The sequence below is a fragment of the Myxococcus sp. RHSTA-1-4 genome (genome assembly GCF_020037125.1).
Lineage (GTDB): Bacteria > Myxococcota > Myxococcia > Myxococcales > Myxococcaceae > Myxococcus.
Genome location: NZ_JAIQDG010000024.1, coordinates 112,129 through 130,463, shown reverse-complemented (window position 1 = coordinate 130,463; position 18,335 = coordinate 112,129). Strand labels below are relative to the sequence as shown.

Here is an 18,335-nt window from a genome sequence, read left to right as displayed (position 1 = left end):
CGGAGGCGAGCCCCGGGCGCCACATGCGCACTGAGAGCCCAGGGCAGGCAGCTCCGAGCCTCGTTCCATGGAGGCCGGCGGCTCAGCCGCGCCGGGAGGACTCGGGCACGTCGATGTGCAGCTCCACGCGCCGGTTGGCGGTGCGGCCGTCCGGGGTGGTGTTGGGCGCGACGGGCTGCGTCTCGCCCTGGCCCAGCACCACCATCTGCCGCTCCTCCACTCCGCGCCCGCGCAGCACTCGCGATACCGCCTCCGCGCGGCGCAGCGACAGCGCCTCGTTGTAGGGCCGCGTGCCCCGGCTGTCCGTGTGGCCCTCGACGGTGATTCGGTCCTCCGGGTACTTCGCGAGGATGTCGCCAATCTGGGTGAGCTGCGTCACCGCCTCATCGGTGAGCACCGCGCTGTCCGTCTCGAAGAGCAGCCCCGCCACCGGGCGCGAAGACTGCGACTGCATGATGGGGAACGTCCCCGTGTTCCGGTCATTCAGCGTGAACAGGTCGAGGTTTCGCACCACCGGCTTCCCTCAAATCTCACGTCAAAGGAGAAGCTCACGGGGTGGGCGGCCCCCTTCGTCTTGCCAGAGGCAATGCCTCCGCCTGCCGTCCCCGCCTCGTTTCGGGCGCTGGACGCTCACCGCGGACGGGCAGGACTACCAGCCGGGCGGAGTGGGCTGTGCTGGTGCGTCGAGCCTCCAGGACAAGCCCCGGCGGGAATGTCCCCGTGGCAGGTGGCATGGCGCTCGCCACGGGCGTACTGGTGAGCCTCTGGTACGTCGTCAGCTGCAGGTAGGGGCTTAACCGATGCAGGACGAATACTTCGTGCTCACGCGCTGCCGCTCGCAGGAACACCCGCTCCTGGCCTGGGACGAGTCCGCGTCCCCATTCCGAAAAGGGCGCCCCGTTCAACGCTCGGAGCCCGTTCGGTTGAAGGTGGGGGAACCTGTGCCGCCCAGGCCCCGCATGGTTGACCACCACAGCCTTCCCGCGCCCGTGGTCTCCTCGCGCCTCAAGGAGTGCATGGAGCCGCTCGGCCTTCATGGGGTGCAGTGGGTCCCCGCGGACGTCCGCGTCGGCGACGCGGTCCTCCGCTACTGGCTGATGCACATGTGGCGGCGCCTGGCCTGTGTGGACCGGGAGCGTTCCGTCATCGAGAGCTCCGACAGCGGGCTGATGTTGCTGGGCATCGACAAGCTCGTCCTCGATGAGACGGTGCTGCGCGAGATTCCCCTCCAAGAGCGGCTCGCTTTCCGGCTGGAGGAGGCCGCGGTGCACCTCTTCCACCGCTCCGTGGTGGACCGGGTGATGAGCCTCTCTCCTCCGCCAGAGGGGCTGCGCTTCATCCCCGTGCCCGACTGGAACGATTCGGCCGGCTTCCGGTGACAGGCCACGCACCGTGGCCTGACGCAGTCGTGCCAATCCCTAGACGCGGATGGGCGGCTCGATGAGCACCGGCGGCGTGGCCTTCGGGTCATCCGGCTCATAGGCGGGCGCATAGGGGCCGGCGTGTGTCTCCTTCCACTTCCTCGGCACGCGCTCGATGCCCACCGGGTACACCGTGAGGTGGCCGTCCTGGCCGATGTGGAGCCGGAGGAAGTTCTTCCAGTCCGGTAGCGCCAGCGAGATGAACGCCTCGTTGGAGTGGGCCCCGAAGAAGTTGACGCTCAGCCACAGGTACAGGCCCATGACGAACGGGCCCACCAGGAAGCCACCCAGGAAGGTGAACCCCGAGGACAGCAGGAACTTACCGGCCAGGTGCGCCCAGCCCGCCGTGCAGTGGAGCCCATCCGCCGTCAGCTCCGGGCAGATGCCCAGCCCGCTCACCGTCAGGTATGTGCCGCCCCACGCGGTGAAGAAGGCGGCCAGGATGTGCCCCAGCCCGTGCAGCGTCCCCGCCAGCGCCCGCCACCTGCCGAAGTGCGAGTCCGCCAGGCCGATGAGCCCGCCGATGGTCGCCAGCCCCAGCACCATCGTCCACGGCCGGCTCACCATGCTGTTGGCCACCGCCATCACCACCTGCGGCAGTTGCGACAGCCCCAGCGAGCCCACCTCCGCGTACGCCGCGAGCGCCAGCAACAGGTACAGCGCGCCCGTCATCAACCCGAAGAGCGGGCTGTAGCGGATGAGCAGCAGGTTCTTCCGCGCCAGCTTCCGGGACGTGCGCTCGTCCGGGAAGCTCTTCTGCAGGCGGTACCCGTCGCGCAGCACGTGCGCCGCCGGAGCATGCGTGGGGTGAAGGAAGGCGCCGCCTCCGCCCGCCGTGATTTTCTGCCGGCCCGCGGCGTCCTCGTGCCGGCGGTAGTGGTGCAAGTCACCGGCGAGGAAGACGCTGATGCGCCGGCCCAGCACCTTCTCCTGGAGGTACTCCAGGTTGTTCTCCAGGTAGCTGCCCTTGCGCCTCGCGGCGGCGGCCATGATCCACGCCGGCTCCGCGTTGCAGAGGATGACGCGGTCGTCCGGGCCCATGTGCTGGGCCACCTCGCGGAAGTACTCCACCTGCGGCACGTCGATGTCGCTGTTGAGCTGCACGTCCGTGCCGATGAGCCACCAGTTCTTCGGCAGCTTCAGCGCGAAGTAGCTGCGGCTCTGCCGCGTGCGCCGGCCGGCAATCCACCGGTTGGCGCAGAACAGCCGCATGAAGGCGGAGAGCCCGTCGTACCAGTCATGGTTGCCCGGAATGACGAACAGGTCCGGGTTGGGCGCTTGCGAGCGGCGCATGGCCGCCTCGTAGGGCTGCACCAGCCGCTCCTCGTACGCCTCGCGGCTGGCCCCGGGGTACACACCGTCCCCGCCGAACACCAGCACCCGCCCGCGCTTCGTGGCGTGCGGCTCCGAGCGGGAGATGCCCCGCACCGGCAGCTTCAGCTCCGGCAGCGCCAGCAGCCGCGCCACCGTGTACGTGGAGTCCCAGCCGTCACCGGTGTCCGCCACGTAGTCCAGCCAGAAGTCGCCCTCGGGCAGCGTCTCCTGCGAGTAGTCGAAGTAGGGCGCCTGCGGCCGCACCACCGCCTCGATGAGCCGGTGGTCCGCTCGCGCGCCGAACACCGCCGCCACCAGCGCGTCCAGGCCCGTGCGCAGCAGCTGCGCCGGGTGCAGCCAGCGCACCATGCCCGCGTGCCGATGCGGGTTCGTCGCCATGCCGCTGTCGGAGATGGGAAGGCCCTCGCGCGGCGACACCGCGTAGGGGCGCTCGACGGCCGCTGGCGGCTGCTCGGGCTGTTCCTGTCGCGCCGTGGCCCCGTTCCGCTCACCGGCCATGGGGCGGGTTCTCCCGGGGGCCCTGCGTGAAGCGCAGCTCGGGGCCCGGCCCGGCGTACACCTGCACCGCCTTCAGCGCGGCGTCCGGCGACACCACCCGCGCCGAGTGCTTCACTCCGGCGGGGATGTACACCGCGTCTCCCTTCGCGACGCGCACCTTCTCTCCGGAGACGGTCATCTCCGCCGCGCCGTCCTCGATGTAGAGGATTTCGGCGCTCGTATCGTGGACGTGCTCGGGGACCTCCGCGCCGGGCTGGAGCTCCAGCAGCGTCATCGACGCGGCGGTGGCGCCCGTGGACGGGTTGAGCAGCAGCGTCGCGCGGCCCTTGCCTCCCGCGATGATGTGGCGCGGGGCCTCGGAGGTGGGGACGCGGTAGCGCACAGCGCCGGACGCGGGGGCGGCACCCGGAGCCGCCTGCTGGGACGCTGGCGTGGCGGGCTTCGCGGGCGCGGAGGTGGGCCGCTGCGCCGCTGCCGCGGGATTCGCGGACGAGGCGGCGGGCTGGGACGCTGCCGCGGACTTCGCGGACGAAGCCGTGGGCGGCGACGCCGGCGTGGCGGACTTCGTGGACGCGGAGGCCGCCTGGGGCGCCGGCTCGCGGGCCCAGGCCAGCGTGGCGGTGCCGAGTCCGGCCGCGAGCACCGGAATCAGGAATCGTGAGCGCATGACGCTCCTGCATTACCACGGCCGTGGCCCTTGTCTGGAGGGCAGGCGGGCGCGGTTCTTCGTTCCCTGGGGGCCCGGCCTGGGGCACCCTGCCCGCCATGCCGGACTCCCCCCTCAAGGACTTCCCCGTCGTCGTCCCCTTCACGCTCCACTGGAGCGAGATGGACGCCTTCGGTCACGCCAACAACGCCCGCACCTTCACCTGGTTCGAGTCCTCCCGCATCGCCTACTTCGCCCGCATCGGCCTGACGGGCCCGTCAGGCGCCGGCGAGGACCGGGCCCCGGGCGGCATCGGCCCCATCCTCGCGGCGACGAGCGCGGAGTACCTCCGCCCCGTCGTCTTCCCCGCCCGCCTGGTGTCCGGTACCCGCGTCACCCGCATCGGCCGTTCCTCCATCACCCTCGAGCACGCCGTGGCCGGCGAGGAGGACGGCCTCCTCTACACCCGCGGTGGCTGCACCATCGTCACCCTGCGCTACGCCAGCCACGAGAAGGTCCCCGTCCCGGACGCCATCCGCTCGGCCATCGAGGCGCTCGAGGGGCGCTCGTTCGGGCCATGACGCTCGGCACTCCCGGAAGGTGCGCGCCCGCCCATGAGTGCTAGGACTCGCCGCACATGAGCGATTCCGTGCGGGGCTTCTACGAGGGAATGGCGGAGGAGTACCACCTGCTCTTCGCCAACTGGGCACAGTCGGTGGAGCGGCAGGGCGCCGCGCTGGATGCCCTGCTGCGCCGCTGCGGTGCGCCCCCGCCCCGGCGCGTGCTGGACTGCGCGTGTGGCATCGGCACCCAGGCGCTGGGCCTGGCGGCGCGGGGGTACATCGTCCATGCCACGGACCTGAGCCCCGCCGCCGTGGCCCGCGCCGAGCGCGAGGCGCGCGCCATGAACGTCACCCTCACCACGGGCGTGGCGGACATGCGCACGCTGGACACACAGGTGCCCGGCACCTTCCCGGTGGTGCTGGCCCTGGACAACGCGGTGCCGCACCTGCTGACGGATGAGGACCTGGACGCGGCGGCGCGCGCCATGGCGTCGAAGCTGGCACCGGGCGGGCTGCTGCTCCTGAGCATGCGCGACTACGACGCGCTGGTGGCGGAGCAGCCGCGCTTCACCTCGGAGCGGGTGCTGGACGCGCCCGAGGGCCGCCGCATCCTCTTCCAGGTGTGGGACTGGGCCGTGGACGGGAAGACGTACACGGTGCACCAGTTCATCCTGCGCCCCGAGGGCAGCGGGTGGCAGACCACCGAGCACACCGGCATGTACCGCGCCCTCCAGCGCGTGGAGGTGGAGCGCGCGCTGACGCGGGCGGGCCTCATGGACACGCGATGGTACGCGCCCGAGGAGACCGGGTTCTACCAGCCCATCCTCACCGCCCGGAGGCCGTGAGGCGCTCCGGTCAGCCTGTGGACTTCCTGGGCACGTGCTGGGCGCGGGCGGTGATGATGCGGCCCATGTTGTCCTCAATCCAGTCGGTGAGGACCTCGATGTGTCCGGCGATTTCCTCGCCCATGGGGGTGAGGCTGTAGTCCACGCGCGGGGGAATCACCGGATAGACTTCGCGCAGCACGAAGCCGTCCTCCTCCAGCGCGTGCAGCGTCTGGGCGAGCATCTTCTCGCTCACGCCCGCCACCTTGCGCCGCAGCTCGCTGAAGCGGTGCGTGCCCTCCAGCAGGGCCACGAGCACCAGCACCCCCCAGCGGCTCGTGACGTGGTCCAGCACGCCCCGGGACGGGCACGCGGGAGCGTAGAGGTCGCCCCGCTGCTCGGCCCACTTCGCCATCGCCTTGCGCAGGTGCTTGGGCTGCTTGTTCGCTGACATGTCAGTAGCTTACCAAAAAGTGGGTACTTACGAAAAGTTAGTACGGTCATTACGGTGTGTCTCGTGTTTCCAACGAAGTCCTCACGCCAGGAGAGGCACCCCATGATTCTCGTCACCGGAGCCACCGGTAAGCTCGGCCGTCTCGTCATCGAGGAGTTGCTCAAGAAGGTCCCCGCCAGCCAGGTCGTCGCGGCCGCGCGCAATCCCGAGAAGGCCGGCGACCTCGCGGCGCGCGGCGTCCAGGTGCGCAAGGCGGACTACAGCCAGCCGGAGACGCTGGGGCCGGCGCTCGCTGGAGTGGAGAAGGTGCTGCTCATCTCCTCCAGTGAGGTCGGGAAGCGGGCGCAGCAGCACCAGGCGGTGGTGGAGGCGGCCAGGAAGGCGGGGGTGAGGCTGCTCGCCTATACGAGCGTCCTGCACGCGGACCGCTCGAAGATGGCGCTGGCGGCGGAGCACAAGGCCACCGAGGAGGCCATCCGCGCCTCCGGCCTGCCCTACGTGTTCCTGCGCAACGGCTGGTACATCGAGAACTACACCGAGAACCTGGGGCCGACGCTGGCGCACGGCGCGTTCATGGGCAGCGCGGGCGAGGGCCGTATCGCCGCCGCCACCCGGGCGGACTACGCGGCGGCCGCGGTGGCGGTGCTCACCGGCTCGGGCCATGAGAACAAGGTGTACGAGCTTGCCGGAGACACGCCGTTCACCATGGCGGAGCTGGCCACCGAGGTGTCGCGCCAGGCCGGCAAGACGATTGGATACAACAACCTGCCGCCCGAGCAGTACCAGGCGGCGCTCGTGGGCGTGGGGGTGCCAGGGCCCTTTGCCGCGGTGCTGGTGGACTCCGACGTCAACGCCGCGCAAGGGTCGCTGGACGACTCCTCCGGCGACCTGCGCCGGCTCATCGGCAGGCCGACGACGCCGCTCGCGGACGCGGTCGCGGCGGCGCTCAAGCGCTGAGGCTCACGCGCCGCCGCGCTTCGCCTCCGCGAGGAACGCCCGGTCGCGCGGGGGGCTGCTTCGGACGGCCTGCCTCACGCGCCGCCGCGCTTCGCCTCCGCGAGGAACGCCCGGTCGCGCGGGGAGGGCTTCAGACGGCCTGCCTCACGTGCCGCCGCGCTTCGCCTCCGCGAGGAACGCCCGGTCGCGCGGGGGGGGCTTCAGACGGCCTGCCTCACGCGCCGCCGCGCTTCGCCTCCGCGGGGGCGTTGGGGTGGCGGGCGAGCAGGGTGCGGAGCTGCGGCTGGCGGCGCACCGCCTCCTGCCGCAGGAGGTGCGCGATGAGCGCCGGTGGCGCCGCGCTCCAGCGGGCGATGTTCTGGATGAGCATCGGCGAGCGGTAGGTGCGTCCGCACAGGAGCGACGCCGTCTTGCCGTCCACCGGCAGGCCGATGAGCGCCGCCAGCGAGCGGCCCTCCGTGTTGATGATGAGCTCCACCTTCTCCTCGGCGGGCCCGGTGGTGAAGCGCTGGCGGAGCACCTCGCGCGCCGAGCGCCGCGTCCCCTCGGGGATGTCGCGGTCGTTCGATACCTTGTGCAGCTCCATCAGGCGCCGCGAGCCCCACAGCCGGCGGAAGAGGCCGGAGGGGAGCTGCGGGTTGCGCACCAACCACCGCCGCACGCCCGCGTCCGCGGCGAATGCCGCCCGGCCGCACAGCGCCTCCAGCCCCACGGGGGTGCGGTGGTAGCGCGCCACCAGGCGTGCATGCGCGAGACCGACTCGCGCGTTCTCCAACACGGCCTTGATGACCCCGGGCACCGGGTCGAAGCACAGCGCGGACAGCTCCGGGTCCTCCGCCGCGTGCGCGTGCGCCACGCGCTGGTCCTCCGGCAGCGGGTGCAGCCGTGTCTCGAAGAGCTGGCGGTAGTTGCCCAGCGCCACCTCCGGCTCGTCGTCCGCGGGCTCCGGCTCGTCGGCGGCATCGCCGGCCTCCGGGGCCTCGGCCTCCTGCGCCGTCAGGTCGAGCGTGGGCAGTTCCTCCTCCTGCTCCCGAGGAGGGGTGGGGTGGGGGGCCCGTGCTTCAGGAACCCCACCCGGGCTCGCTACCGGTGCCGCGGGGAGCAGCGCGCCCTCGGAGACGAGGCGCGTGAGGATGGTCCGCAGCCGCTCCACGGGCAGGCCCGTCAGTGCGGGGAGGTTCCGCGCCGGAGTGGCCCCGTCCAGGCGCGAGAGCACGAAGCCCTCCTCGGGACTGAGCACCAGCTTCCGCAGGTCCACCGCGGGGTTCAGCTTGGGAATCCATTCCGCCATCGCCCAGGAGTCTCCCACGACCCGTGGGCTCGCGCCGAGTGGACACGGCGACTCCCTGTCAGTCGGGTGACGTGGGCGCGTGTCTCCCTGGCTCCCTTGCGAGGGAGCCCAGGCTGCTCAGGGCTGTCCACTTCCTGTCGAGGCGAGCTCCGGGGCCGCGCCCTCGGCCAGGTCCCTGGTCAGCGCCTCGGCCGTCAGCACCGCGAGCGCTCCTTCGGCAAGGAGTCGTACCTGGAGGAAGAGCCCCGGGGGACACAGCCCCTCCACGGGTTGCAAGTGGCTGAGCTTCACGTTCTTCAATTGGTCCGCGTAGAAATACGTGTCCTTGGTCAGGCGCAACGACTTCCCCGCGGCAGTGGCTTGCGGAACCTCGATGACGAGTAGCTCGGAGCGCCGGGTGCCCGTGCCGCAGAGGACAACGGCGCGTCCTTCTTCCTGGAAGAGGCGGACGAGGATGGCGGGCCGAGGCTTTCCGTTGATGACGACGGAAACGACGCCTCGCTCACGGAGCCGTGGCTCAGGACGCGGAGGGGTATACCGGCTCACCCGAGCGCTCCGCGTCTGAGTTGAAGCGAGCGTAGGCCAACTGCACCGACAGGGCGCTGCGCTGGAGGGCCAGCAGGTCCAGCCGCTCTTCGGGGGGCAGGAGGCTGGCGGGAACATCGGTTCCCGTGAATGCGGCCATCAAGGCCAGGAAGCCACGGGCCTGCTCCGCGAGCAGATCCGCGAGCGCGAGGCCCAGCCACCGGGCGATCGGCTGTTCCCTGAAGCGCGCCGCGCCAATGGCCATGACCACGGCATTCGTGCGGTGTGCGGAGAGCAGGGCGCGCGCAATTGGTACCGGAACTGCCGGGTCGCTCAGATATGCCAGGGGCTCCGGGCCAATCGTGCCCGGAGCAGGGAGCTCGAATACCGGAGTCGCGCCCTGAAAAAGGGGGCTCATGCACCGGCCGAGCTCCGCCAGGTACTGATTGCATTTGTGCAGAGCGGGAGTCGCTGCGGGGCCCAGGGCCCGAACCAGGGCCGACCCCCTCAGGTCCTCTTCAGGTTCGTCCCGCAGCGCCTGCATGGACTCGGCGATGTGTCTGGGGTCGAGCAGGAGGCTCAGGCTCAGGGAGTCTTCATGGAACCGGGCATCTTCCAGGACCGCATCGACACGGCTCAGCAGGTCTTCCCGATCTCCGGCCTCCAGCAGGTACGTCCCGTACTTGTCAGAGAGGCTCTGCACCTGCTCCAGCAGCGCACGCTCCTCCGCCGTCAACCGCTCGCGCGTGAGAAAAGACGCCGCCATCTCGATGAGCGCGAGGAGCCCCCCGCCGGAGGGCAGCGACAGAGGCGCCGGAAGTGTTGCGGAAGACGACATGGGCACGGGGAATCTACAACGATGCAGGGGCACCACAAGGGGGGCAGGCATCCAGCCCTGTCCATGCCTACACGCTACGACCCAGGGCAGGTTGACGTGGACCGGCCCCCCGGACACAACTTCTCTCCATGTCCGACCGCATCCAGACCTATGGCGAGTTCTGGCCGTTCTACCTGCGGGAGCACGCGCTGCCCTCCACGCGCTGGCTTCACTTCATCGGCACCGGCCTGGGGACGGGCATCGGCATCACCGCCGCCGTGACGGGCCGCGGGCTGCTCGTGCCGGCCGCGCTCGTCGCCGCCTACGGCTTCGCGTGGTTCAGCCACTTCGTCATCGAGCGCAACAAGCCCGCGTCCTTCAAGTACCCGTTCTGGTCGCTCATCTCCGACTACCGCATGGCCGGACTGATGGCCGCCGGCCAGCTGGGCCCCCACATGGAGCGCGCCCTCGCCGGCGGCCCGGGCTCCGGCGCCGCCAACCGGATGCCGGCGGCGCAGCAGCAGGTCCGGTAGTCCCCCGGGGGGGCGAGCCGCTCCCCTCGTTCCAGCCTGTCCGGGCGCCCCCAGGGAGGTGGCGTAGGAGTAGCCACGCGCGTCGTGGCCGACCTATACATCCCTCCCATGGGACGCATTTTCGAGACACGCAAGGCCACGATGATGGCCCGCTGGAACAAGATGGCGAAGCAGTTCACGCGCATCTCCAAGGACATCGCCATCGCCGTGAAGGCCGGGGGGCCGAATCCCGATTCGAACCCCACGCTGCGCCGGGTCCTCCAGAACGCCCGCGCGGCGAACATGCCGAAGGACAAGGTGGACGCGGCCATCAAGCGCGCCAGCGGCCAGACGGCCACCGACTACGAAATCGTGCTCTACGAGGGCTACGCCCCCCACGGCATCGCCCTGCTGGTGGAGACCGCCACCGACAACGTCGTGCGCACCGTGGCCAACGTGCGCATGCACTTCAACAAGTACAGCGGGAACCTGGGCACCACCGGCAGCGTGGCCTTCATGTTCCAGCGCATGGGCGTCTTCCGGCTCAACCCCGAGGGCGTGAATCAGGACGAGCTGGAGCTGGAGCTCATCGACCACGGCCTCCAGGAGCTGGGTGAGGGCACCGGTGAGAAGGGCGAGAAGCAGCTCATCATCCGTTGCGCCTTCAACGACTTCGGCCAGCTCCAGTCCGCCATCGAAGCCAAGGGCCTGACGCCCATCTCCGCCGAGTCCGAGTACGTGGCGCAGAATCTCATCGAGCTGCCCGAGGACAAGGCCACCGAGGTGCTGGAGCTCGTGGACGCGCTGGAGCAGGACGACGACGTCCAGCGCGTCTTCCACAACCTGGCCTGAGGCGGGGACGACGCCCGGCGGAGTCGAGTCTCAGGCTCCGGTCATGGCGAGTACACCTCCGTCGAGGTGGTAGGCCCGTTAGGGCTCATGCCGCCCGTGAGCAGCACCTTGCCCGAGGGCAGCAGCGTCGCCGTGTGGTTGGCTCGGCGCGTGGCCATGCTGGGAGTGGGCGTCCAGGTGCCCGTCGCCGGGTCGTAGACCTCCGCCTCGGGCAGGGTCGAGCTGACGCGACCGCCTGCCACCAGGACCTTGCCCGAGGGCAACAGTGTCGCCGTGTGGTTGGCGCGGCGCGCGGCCATGCTGGCGGTGGGCACCCAGGTGCCCGTCGCCGGGTCGTAGACCTCCGCGGTGGCTCCGGCGCTGGAGTGGTCGCCGCCCGTCACCAGCACCTTGCCCGAGGGCAACAGTGTCGCCGTGTGGAACCGGCGGAGCCCGGTCATGCTGGCGGCGAGTGCCCAGGTGCCCGTCGCCGGGTCATACAGCTCCACATCCGTACTGCCGCCGCCGGTGCCGCCCGTCACCAGGACCTTGCCCGAGGGCAGCAGCGTCGCCGTGGCTGTGCTTCGGGCCACGGAGAGACTTCCGGTGGATGCCCAGGAGCCCCTCGCCGGGTCGTACAGCTCCGCGGCGTATTGGCTGAAGGAACCGTCGCCGCCAATCACCAGCACCTTGCCCGAGGGCAGCAGCGTCGCCAGATGCGCCCAGCGGGCCACGGAGAGAAAGCCGGTATAGGCCCAGGTGCCCGTTGCTGGGTCATACAGCTCCGCCGAGGTCAGGGCCTCACCGTCGCGGGTGATGCCACCGGCCACCAGGACCTTGCCCGAGGGCAGCAGCGTCGCGGTGTGGCCGTAGCGGCCCACACGAAGACTTCCGGTGGGCACCCAGGTGTCCGTCGCCGGGTCGTAGAGGGCCGCGGATGAGAGGCCCACCGTGTCGGTGCTGTAACCGACGCCACCTCCCGCCACCAGCACCTTGCCCGAGGGCAGCAGCGTCGCCGTGTGCCGATAGCGTGCCTCGGTGAGGCTTCCGACAGACGTCCATCCCGAGGTGTCACAGACGGGCGACCCCGTGACGGTGAAGCTGCTCGTGGTCCGCAGTCCCAGCGCGTTGGAGACCGTCACCGTCACCGTGGGTGTCGTACCCGGCGGCACGCAGGCAGGCGCCGTCCAGACGACCTCGCTCGTCGTCGCCGCGGTGGTGGCCGTCCCCAGCGTGCCCACGTGGGTCGCCCATGCGAAGGAGAGGGCACTGCCTTGCGGGTCCCTGGCCCGCACCCGGAAGCCCACGGCGCTTCCCGGCGCTGGCGTGGTGGGGGTGGACTGGAAGGTCTCCACGACCTCCGGCGGGAAGAGTGCCGAAGGCGGCGTCCCCACGCAGATACCCAGCGTCCCCGTCGTCTGTCCGCCCCTTCCGTCCTCCACCGTCACGGTGAGCGCGCAGGTGGCGCACGGGTTGCCCACCGGAGGCTGTGCGGTGGGCGTGAAGCTCGCGCTCGCCGAGGTGGCATGGGTCCACGTTCCCGCGCACCCCGCCGTCCACGCGTAGGTGAGGCCGTCCCCGTCATTGTCGCTGGCGGTGGCCAGCACGGTGGCGGTCTGGCCTACCGCCACCGTGCTGGGCGTCGCGGTGACTCGTGCCACTTGCGGCCAGGTATTCACGGTGGCGTTGACGGCCGCCCTGCCCGTGCCGGTGTTCACGGTGATGGTGAGGCTCAGGGCCGCCGTGGCGCCCTTCGAATCCGTCACCGTCAGCGTCAGCACCACGGGCCCGGGCGTCGTGGGCGCCGTCCAGGCCGTGTTGAGGCTCGAAGCCGCGGTGAAGCTGCCCGCGCCTGCCGTCCACGCATAGGTGAGGGTGTCCCCGGTATTGGGGTCCTCCGCGCTCGCCTGCAGTGCCACCACGCCCCCGGGGCCCACCATCGCGGGGCTGGCCACCACGGAGGTGATAACCGGTGCCGCATTCTCGAAGGGCGCGGGGGCGTTCACCTCCTGCAGCATCAGGGTCACCGACGTCGTTTGTCCGGCGGTGATGGTGACGCCCGTCACCTGGCCCGCGTAGATGAGGGTGTTGGCGGAGTTGAAGGCCTCGCCCCGGAAGGTGCGGCCGGTGCCCGCCGGGAGGTTGCCCACCAACCCGCCCCACACCCCGCCCGTCTTCGCGAGCGCCTCGGTGCGTGTGACCATGCCCGTTCCGGTCACCGTCAGTTCCACCCTCGCCACGTCGCTGGCGCTCAACGCCTGCGGTAGCGTCACCAACGCCTGGGCCTCGCCCGAGGCTTCCTCCGGGCCGCAGCCGGACACGGCGGCGCAGAGGGCCAACACCATGCACAGCAGCCACGTCTTTCCGTTTCGGGTCATCCAACTCTCCTGCGAGGACGGCGGTGAGGCGCAGCCAGGCGTTGGCTTCGACTCGCGCGCCGCCCTCGTTGTTAGGTGAGTGGCAACTGTATTTGGGGTACGCGGGCCACTGCCTCTGGGTCGTAACGGCACCATCAATGTGCGAGCTGACCCGCGGGCTCATCAGGGGGGGGCACCCGGCCTGGTAGGTGCTCGCCTCATTCGTCACGAGGTGGAGGTCGTACGCCCCGGTGATGGTGGGCTTGAACACATGGGTAGTGAGGGGTTTCCCTGATGGACCGGCCGGCCTTGTCGCTGCTGGCATCGCGCGGCTTCATCCTCACCTGGAGGTCGGCGATGCCGAATACCTGGAGCCGGTCGATGGTCATGTCCCTGGGAGTCATGGCCCTCATGGGGCTGTCCGCTTGCGGCGGCACGGAGCGGTTGGAAGACGCGTCCCCGCTGCTGGAGGTCGGTGAGGAGGGACAGCAGGAAGCCGCCCTCATCCCTCCCTGCTTCGGCTACTCGCAGTGCTCGCCGTGGTCGGAGTGGTACGCCACGAGGGGCTGGTGCTCGGGCAGTTCCTGGTGTCCCGTGTGCGTGCAGGTGCTTGACGACCCCTACTGCCAGAGCCTGCCCCAGCCCGTTTCTCCGTCGGACTGGTGCTGCGTCGCGACGGGGAACGGCTATGTCCAGGTGACAACCTACGAGCGCTACCGGGAGTGCTCCAATGGGTGGGGAGACACCTGTGTCGAGACGGAGGAGCAGTCGCAGCTTGGCGCCTGCGGCTGCTGAGGGGCACGTGGAGTGCCCCCATGCCTCGTGACGCTCAGGCGCTGACGCCCACGCCCACCGGGCAGCTCACGCCCGTGCCGCCGAGGCCGCAGTAGCCGTCCGGGTTCTTCTCCAGGTACTGCTGGTGGTAGTCCTCGGCGTAGTAGAAGGCCGGCGCCGCAACGATTTCCGTGGTGATGTCGCCGTAGCCCTTCGCCTTCAGCGCCTGCTGGTACGCGTCGCGGCTGGCCTCGGCGGCGCGCTTCTGCGCGTCGCTCGTGTAGTAGATGCCGGAGCGGTACTGGGTGCCCACGTCGTTGCCCTGGCGCATGCCCTGCGTCGGGTCGTGGCTCTCCCAGAACACGCGCAGCAGCTGCTCGAAGGAGACCTTCTTCGGGTCGAAGACGACGCGCACCACCTCGTTGTGGCCGGTGAGCCCGCTGCACACCTCGCGGTAGGTGGGGTTGGGCGTCAGGCCGCCCGCGTAGCCCACCGCGGTGCTGTACACGCCCGGCGTCCGCCAGAACTTCCGCTCCGCGCCCCAGAAGCACCCCAGGCCGAACACCACCTCTTCGAAGCCCTCGGGAACCGGGCCCTTCAGCGGCGTGCCGAGCACCTCGTGCCTGGTGGGAACGGGCATCTCCTCCGACCGGCCCGGAAGTGCCTCGTCCGGGGACGGCATCCTCAGCTTCTTCGTGGGGTTGAAGAACATGCCCTGAGGAATAGCGGCCCCGGGGCCCGGTTTCACCCCCAGACGGAGCAGGCGGCCGGACGGAGGGTGGAAGCCCCGTTCCTCCGGTGGGCCGGCCCGCTCTCCTCGACTACGGTGTCCCCCCACATGCGCCTGAGACTCACCGCCGCCCTTCTCTGTGTCCTCCCCTCCCTGGCCCTCGCCGCGCCGAAGGACGCCCGCTGCCAGGGCGGCCCCAGGGCCCGCGCCGCGCGCTTCTCGGAAGCGGCCATGAAGGGCGCCCCCGCCGCGGAGCGCTATGCCGCCTACGTCCAGGCCTGCGCGCTGGACGAGGTGGTGGAGCTGACGAAGCAGCTCGTGCGCTTCAAGACGGTCAGCAGCGAGGCCCCCGCCGCGAAGAACCCGGGCATCGCCGCCATGGGCCGCTTCCTGGAGAAGTGGGCGAAGGCGCGCGGCATGGCGTACCGCGCCGTGGGCCACAACGACGTCTTCGAGCTGGCGTGGGGCCCGGCCGACGCGGTGCCGCACGTGGGGCTCGTCTTCCACGGCGACGTGGTGCCCGCCCCCACGCACGAGTGGAAGAAGCCGCCCTTCGAGCCCTACGTCCAGGACGGCCGCCTCTACGGCCGCGGCGTGGAGGACGACAAGGGCCCCCTGGCGCAGGCGCTCGTCGCGCTCGACTTCGCCCGGCACCTGGGCCTGAAGCCCCAGGGCCGCGTGCTCGTCATCGTCGGCAATGGGGAGGAGAGCGACTGGACGGGGATGCAGCGGTACGCCGCCACCCAGCCGAAGCCCACGCACGTCATCTCCGTGGACTCCAACTACCCCGTGGTGGCCGCGCAGTCCGGCTTCGTCGCGTGGTCGCTGGAGGCGCCCGTGGGCGAGCCCGTGAAGGGCCTCAACGCCACCCTGCGCGCGGTGGACGTCAAGGGCGGCGAGTTCCTCACCCAGGTGCCCGGCACCGCCATGCTGAAGCTGGCGCCCTCCCAGGGCCGCACCGCCGAGCAGGCCCTGGCGGACGTCCAGGCCGCCGTGGCCGCGGAGAAGGGCGCGCGCGCCACCCTCCAGGCGGACGTGAAGCGAGAGGGCGACGCGGTGGTGCTCACCACGCACGGCAAGGCCGTGCACGCGTCCATCGCCGACGAGGGACACAACGCGATGTGGGACCTGGCCGCCGTGGCCGCGCGCCTGCCGCTGGAGGACAACGGCGTCTCCGCCATGCTGCGCGTGGTGGCCCGCCGCTTCGACGGCGACCACTTCGGACAGAAGCTGGGGCTGGCGTACAAGGACGAGGAGTTGATGGGGCCGCTCATCGTCGCGCCCACCGTGCTGCGCGTGGCGGACGGCAAGGTCACCCTGGGCGTCAACATGCGCCGGCCTCGGGGGCAGGAGGCCGCCGCCTTCAACGCCGCGCTGGACAAGGCCGCCGCCCAGGTGGGCGAGGACAGCGGGGGCCGCGTGAAGGAGGGCACCGGCCGCTACGTGGGTGACGCGCACGTGGCGGATACGTCCGGGACGCTCGTCACCACGCTGCTGGACATCTACAAGCGCCACCGCGCCGCCCCGGACGTGAAGCCCTCGTCCGTGCGCGGCGGCACCTACGCGCGCCTGTTCCCCCGGGGCGTGGACTTCGGGCCCGGCTTCCCCGGCGAGCTGTACACCGGCCACGCCCCGGACGAGTCCATCTCCCTGGAGAGCCTGGACGCCGGCACGCGCATGCTGGCCGAGGCCGTGCACGCGCTGGCGCTGACGCCGCCCGCCGCGGAGTAGCCCGCCCACGGGCCCCGCGGCTCACGTGCCCGGGCGCGCGCGGGGCCAGTGCACGGTGAAGGTGGTGCCCTCCCGCGCCGTGGAGCGCACCTCCACGCGGCCGCCGTGCACGCCGGCAATCTGGCTGACGATGTAGAGGCCCAGCCCCAGGCTGCGCGTCTTCTTCGCCGGGTCCTTCGCGGCGGCGTGGACCTTGAACGGGTCGAAGATGCGCGGCATCAGCTCGGCGGGAATCGGCTCGCCCTGGTTGTGGACCTCCAGCACCACCTCCTCGGGCTCGCCCCGGACGGTGGTGCGCACCGGCACGCCTTCCTGCCCGTGCTGGATGGCGTTGGCCACCAGGTTGCCCAGCACCTGCGTCACGCGGTCCGAATCCCACTCCCCCCAGGTGTCGCCATGGGACTCGAAGACGAGCTGGCGCTCCGGGTGGCTCACCTGGAGCTCCTCCAGCGCCGCCTGGCACACCTCCGCCATGTTCATGCGCTGGCGCGACACGGGGATTCCCCCGCCCAGCCGGCTGCGCGCGAAGTCCAGGATGTCGTTGATCATCCGCCCCATGCGCGCGGTGGCCTTGCGGATGCGGTCCACCGCGCGCCGCTCCGGCGGCCCCCACTCCTGCGCGCGCGAGAGCTGGAAGGCCGAGGCGCCAATGGCGTTGAGCGGGTTGCGCAAATCATGCCCCAGCACCGCGAGGAGCTGCTCGCGGAAGTCCACCGCCTGCTGGAGCGTGGCCTCGGCCTGCTTGTGCTCGGTGATGTCCACCACGGTGCAGCCCAGGCCGAGCACCTCGCCGAAGAGGGTTCGCACCGGGTAGAAGCTGGCCTGCCACGTCCGCCCGCCGCCCCGGGGCGCGGAAGAGGGCAGGCTGAGCTCCATCGAGCGCACCGGCTCGCCCGTCTCCAGCGCGCGGCGGAGCACGGGCTCCACCGCGTCCGCGATTTCCCGCAGGTGCACCTCCCGGAAGAGGCGGCCCTGGTGCTCTTCCGGGGATGCGCCGTTGATGTCCGCCATGGCCTGGTTGACGCGCAGGTAGCGCAGCTCCGGGTCTATGAAGGCGATGCCCATGGGCGTGGCGGCCAGCAGCGCGTCGAGCTGCGCCAGCGAGCGCTGGGCCTCCACGCGCGCGGCGCGCTCGCGGGCCTGGAGCCGCGATTGGACGAGATAGGCGGTGACCCGCTGGGCGATGGTGCGGAACAGCAGCGTGTCCGGCTCGGCGAAGAGGAAGGCGGTGCGCGAGGCCATGTAGGCCACGCCCAGCAGCCGGTCGTCCTCCAGCAGCGGCACCCCGTACACGGCGCGCAGTCCCGGGGCCTTGAGGGCTTCCAGCACCACGCGCGCGTCCGTGGAGGCCGAGCGCATCGCCAGCGGCTTGCGCTGCGTGGCCACCTGGCCAATGAAGCCCTCGTCCAGCCGCAGGGAGCTGCCCCGGGCCTTGTCGGCCCCGAGCCCCACCGCGGCGCGCACCACCAGCCGCTCGTCCTCCACCATCAGCATCGCCGCCGCGTCCACCGCGAGCGCGGACTCCATCAGCACGGAGAGCAGCCGTGCCAGGAGCGTGTCCATGGACGGGTTGTCCAGCGTGGCCTGCGTCATGCGGTCCAGCGCCTGGAGGATGCGCTGGCGGGCCTGGGAGAAGCACGTCATCGTCCGGGTGAGAATCCGGTCGAGCGCCTCCTCCAGCCGCTCCAGCTCGCCGGGCGCCAGTGCGCGGGACTCCGCCTCCAGCCGGCGCAGGACGCACTTGCGCAGGAGCGCGTACTCGGCCGCCACCTCGCCCAGGTCGAAGCCCTGGTCCAGCCGCTCCATCGCATGCTCGTCCCAGAGCGCGGTGCCGAGTGCCTCCGGGCCGTGCTCGATGACCTCCGCCAGCGCGATGAGCAGCTCCGGCATGTGGTCCATCAGCCACGAGTGCCGTTCCAGGCGGTCCGCGTGGAGCGCGTGCATCGCCTGCTCCCAGTCCGCCAGAATCTCCTCGCGGTGGGCACGCAGGAAGTCCGCGGCGCGGAGCGTTCTGTCTCCGTCCGGGCCTTCCTTATTCACGGACCGTGAATCCGGCTCCAGCATCACCG

At 71.0% G+C, this 18,335-nt stretch carries 18 protein-coding genes; 8 read left to right on the top strand and 10 right to left on the bottom strand.

The window, feature by feature from the left end; translation table 11 throughout:
* Positions 1–82: 82 nt before the first annotated feature.
* Positions 83–514, bottom strand: coding sequence for an OmpA family protein (locus K8638_RS29140; RefSeq protein WP_223757928.1), 432 nt, complete (start codon positions 512–514; stop codon positions 83–85).
* A 286-nt stretch (positions 515–800) separates the two neighbouring features.
* On the opposite strand from K8638_RS29140, the gene K8638_RS29135 reads away from it, so the two are divergent.
* Positions 801–1,379, top strand: a complete 579-nt coding sequence (locus tag K8638_RS29135) for an imm11 family protein (RefSeq protein ID WP_370644136.1) — start codon at positions 801–803, stop codon at positions 1,377–1,379.
* Positions 1,380–1,418: 39 nt separating this feature from the next.
* Here the strand turns inward: K8638_RS29135 and K8638_RS29130 are convergent, their stop codons facing one another.
* Positions 1,419–3,254: a metallophosphoesterase gene (locus K8638_RS29130; protein WP_370644135.1), complete on the bottom strand. Its 1,836-nt coding sequence runs from the start codon at positions 3,252–3,254 to the stop codon at positions 1,419–1,421.
* Complete coding sequence (locus K8638_RS29125; protein ID WP_223757926.1) at positions 3,244–3,921, bottom strand: cupin domain-containing protein; 678 nt, start codon at positions 3,919–3,921, stop codon at positions 3,244–3,246. The genes K8638_RS29130 and K8638_RS29125 overlap by 11 nt, the downstream gene beginning before the upstream one ends.
* A 98-nt stretch (positions 3,922–4,019) precedes the next feature.
* Here K8638_RS29125 and K8638_RS29120 point away from each other — a divergent pair, with 98 nt between their 5' ends.
* Complete coding sequence (locus K8638_RS29120) at positions 4,020–4,481, top strand: thioesterase family protein (protein WP_223757925.1); 462 nt, start codon at positions 4,020–4,022, stop codon at positions 4,479–4,481.
* Positions 4,482–4,537: 56 nt separating this feature from the next.
* A complete protein-coding gene (locus tag K8638_RS29115; protein ID WP_223757924.1) occupies positions 4,538–5,308 on the top strand; it encodes a bifunctional 2-polyprenyl-6-hydroxyphenol methylase/3-demethylubiquinol 3-O-methyltransferase UbiG in 771 nt (256 codons plus the stop codon).
* Positions 5,309–5,318: 10 nt separating this feature from the next.
* Here K8638_RS29115 and K8638_RS29110 read toward each other — a convergent pair whose 3' ends face one another.
* Positions 5,319–5,741, bottom strand: coding sequence for a helix-turn-helix domain-containing protein (locus K8638_RS29110; RefSeq protein ID WP_223757923.1), 423 nt, complete (start codon positions 5,739–5,741; stop codon positions 5,319–5,321).
* A 102-nt stretch (positions 5,742–5,843) separates the two neighbouring features.
* Here K8638_RS29110 and K8638_RS29105 point away from each other — a divergent pair, with 102 nt between their 5' ends.
* Positions 5,844–6,698, top strand: a complete 855-nt coding sequence (locus K8638_RS29105; RefSeq protein WP_223757922.1) for an SDR family oxidoreductase — start codon at positions 5,844–5,846, stop codon at positions 6,696–6,698.
* 214 nt (positions 6,699–6,912) lie between these two features.
* Here K8638_RS29105 and K8638_RS29100 read toward each other — a convergent pair whose 3' ends face one another.
* From K8638_RS29100 to K8638_RS29090, 3 genes are all read right to left on the bottom strand, one after another.
* Positions 6,913–7,989: a hypothetical protein gene (locus K8638_RS29100; RefSeq protein ID WP_223757921.1), complete on the bottom strand. Its 1,077-nt coding sequence runs from the start codon at positions 7,987–7,989 to the stop codon at positions 6,913–6,915.
* Between the two features lie 117 nt (positions 7,990–8,106).
* Entirely contained in the window at positions 8,107–8,328 is a 222-nt protein-coding gene (locus K8638_RS29095; RefSeq protein WP_223757920.1) for a hypothetical protein, read from the bottom strand.
* Positions 8,329–8,506: 178 nt separating this feature from the next.
* On the bottom strand, positions 8,507–9,403 hold the full coding sequence (locus K8638_RS29090; protein ID WP_223757919.1) for a hypothetical protein: 897 nt from the start codon (positions 9,401–9,403) through the stop codon (positions 8,507–8,509).
* 77 nt (positions 9,404–9,480) lie between these two features.
* On the opposite strand from K8638_RS29090, the gene K8638_RS29085 reads away from it, so the two are divergent.
* Positions 9,481–9,864, top strand: a complete 384-nt coding sequence (locus K8638_RS29085; RefSeq protein ID WP_223757918.1) for a DUF962 domain-containing protein — start codon at positions 9,481–9,483, stop codon at positions 9,862–9,864.
* 108 nt (positions 9,865–9,972) lie between these two features.
* Complete coding sequence (locus K8638_RS29080) at positions 9,973–10,695, top strand: YebC/PmpR family DNA-binding transcriptional regulator (protein ID WP_223757917.1); 723 nt, start codon at positions 9,973–9,975, stop codon at positions 10,693–10,695.
* Positions 10,696–10,736: 41 nt separating this feature from the next.
* Here K8638_RS29080 and K8638_RS29075 read toward each other — a convergent pair whose 3' ends face one another.
* Positions 10,737–13,052 carry a kelch repeat-containing protein gene (locus K8638_RS29075; protein ID WP_223757916.1) on the bottom strand — a complete coding sequence of 772 codons (2,316 nt, stop codon included), beginning with the start codon at positions 13,050–13,052 and terminating at the stop codon, positions 10,737–10,739.
* A gap of 273 nt (positions 13,053–13,325) precedes the next feature.
* Between K8638_RS29075 and K8638_RS29070 the strand changes: the two genes are divergently transcribed.
* Positions 13,326–13,826, top strand: a complete 501-nt coding sequence (locus K8638_RS29070; RefSeq protein ID WP_223757915.1) for a hypothetical protein — start codon at positions 13,326–13,328, stop codon at positions 13,824–13,826.
* A gap of 34 nt (positions 13,827–13,860) precedes the next feature.
* Here the strand turns inward: K8638_RS29070 and msrA are convergent, their stop codons facing one another.
* On the bottom strand, positions 13,861–14,517 hold the full coding sequence (gene msrA / locus K8638_RS29065) for a peptide-methionine (S)-S-oxide reductase MsrA (RefSeq protein WP_223757914.1): 657 nt from the start codon (positions 14,515–14,517) through the stop codon (positions 13,861–13,863).
* 126 nt (positions 14,518–14,643) lie between these two features.
* Here msrA and K8638_RS29060 point away from each other — a divergent pair, with 126 nt between their 5' ends.
* Positions 14,644–16,266, top strand: a complete 1,623-nt coding sequence (locus K8638_RS29060) for a Sapep family Mn(2+)-dependent dipeptidase (protein WP_223757913.1) — start codon at positions 14,644–14,646, stop codon at positions 16,264–16,266.
* Between the two features lie 21 nt (positions 16,267–16,287).
* Here the strand turns inward: K8638_RS29060 and K8638_RS29055 are convergent, their stop codons facing one another.
* On the bottom strand, positions 16,288–18,306 hold the full coding sequence (locus tag K8638_RS29055; protein ID WP_223757912.1) for an ATP-binding protein: 2,019 nt from the start codon (positions 18,304–18,306) through the stop codon (positions 16,288–16,290).
* Positions 18,307–18,335 lie beyond the last annotated feature (29 nt).

Bases quoted from the DNA above. Each gene is read 5' to 3' on its own strand.
- K8638_RS29135 (WP_370644136.1), top strand. From the start codon at position 801: ATGCAGGACGAATACTTCGTGCTCACGCGCTGCCGCTCGCAGGAACAC.
- K8638_RS29130 (WP_370644135.1), bottom strand. From the start codon at position 3,254: ATGGCCGGTGAGCGGAACGGGGCCACGGCGCGACAGGAACAGCCCGAG.
- K8638_RS29125 (WP_223757926.1), bottom strand. From the start codon at position 3,921: ATGCGCTCACGATTCCTGATTCCGGTGCTCGCGGCCGGACTCGGCACC.
- K8638_RS29120 (WP_223757925.1), top strand. From the start codon at position 4,020: ATGCCGGACTCCCCCCTCAAGGACTTCCCCGTCGTCGTCCCCTTCACG.
- K8638_RS29115 (WP_223757924.1), top strand. From the start codon at position 4,538: ATGAGCGATTCCGTGCGGGGCTTCTACGAGGGAATGGCGGAGGAGTAC.
- K8638_RS29110 (WP_223757923.1), bottom strand. From the start codon at position 5,741: ATGTCAGCGAACAAGCAGCCCAAGCACCTGCGCAAGGCGATGGCGAAG.
- K8638_RS29105 (WP_223757922.1), top strand. From the start codon at position 5,844: ATGATTCTCGTCACCGGAGCCACCGGTAAGCTCGGCCGTCTCGTCATC.
- K8638_RS29100 (WP_223757921.1), bottom strand. From the start codon at position 7,989: ATGGCGGAATGGATTCCCAAGCTGAACCCCGCGGTGGACCTGCGGAAG.
- K8638_RS29090 (WP_223757919.1), bottom strand. From the start codon at position 9,403: ATGCCTGCCCCCCTTGTGGTGCCCCTGCATCGTTGTAGATTCCCCGTG.
- K8638_RS29085 (WP_223757918.1), top strand. From the start codon at position 9,481: ATGTCCGACCGCATCCAGACCTATGGCGAGTTCTGGCCGTTCTACCTG.
- K8638_RS29080 (WP_223757917.1), top strand. From the start codon at position 9,973: ATGGGACGCATTTTCGAGACACGCAAGGCCACGATGATGGCCCGCTGG.
- K8638_RS29075 (WP_223757916.1), bottom strand. From the start codon at position 13,052: ATGACCCGAAACGGAAAGACGTGGCTGCTGTGCATGGTGTTGGCCCTC.
- K8638_RS29070 (WP_223757915.1), top strand. From the start codon at position 13,326: ATGGACCGGCCGGCCTTGTCGCTGCTGGCATCGCGCGGCTTCATCCTC.
- msrA (WP_223757914.1), bottom strand. From the start codon at position 14,517: ATGTTCTTCAACCCCACGAAGAAGCTGAGGATGCCGTCCCCGGACGAG.
- K8638_RS29060 (WP_223757913.1), top strand. From the start codon at position 14,644: ATGCGCCTGAGACTCACCGCCGCCCTTCTCTGTGTCCTCCCCTCCCTG.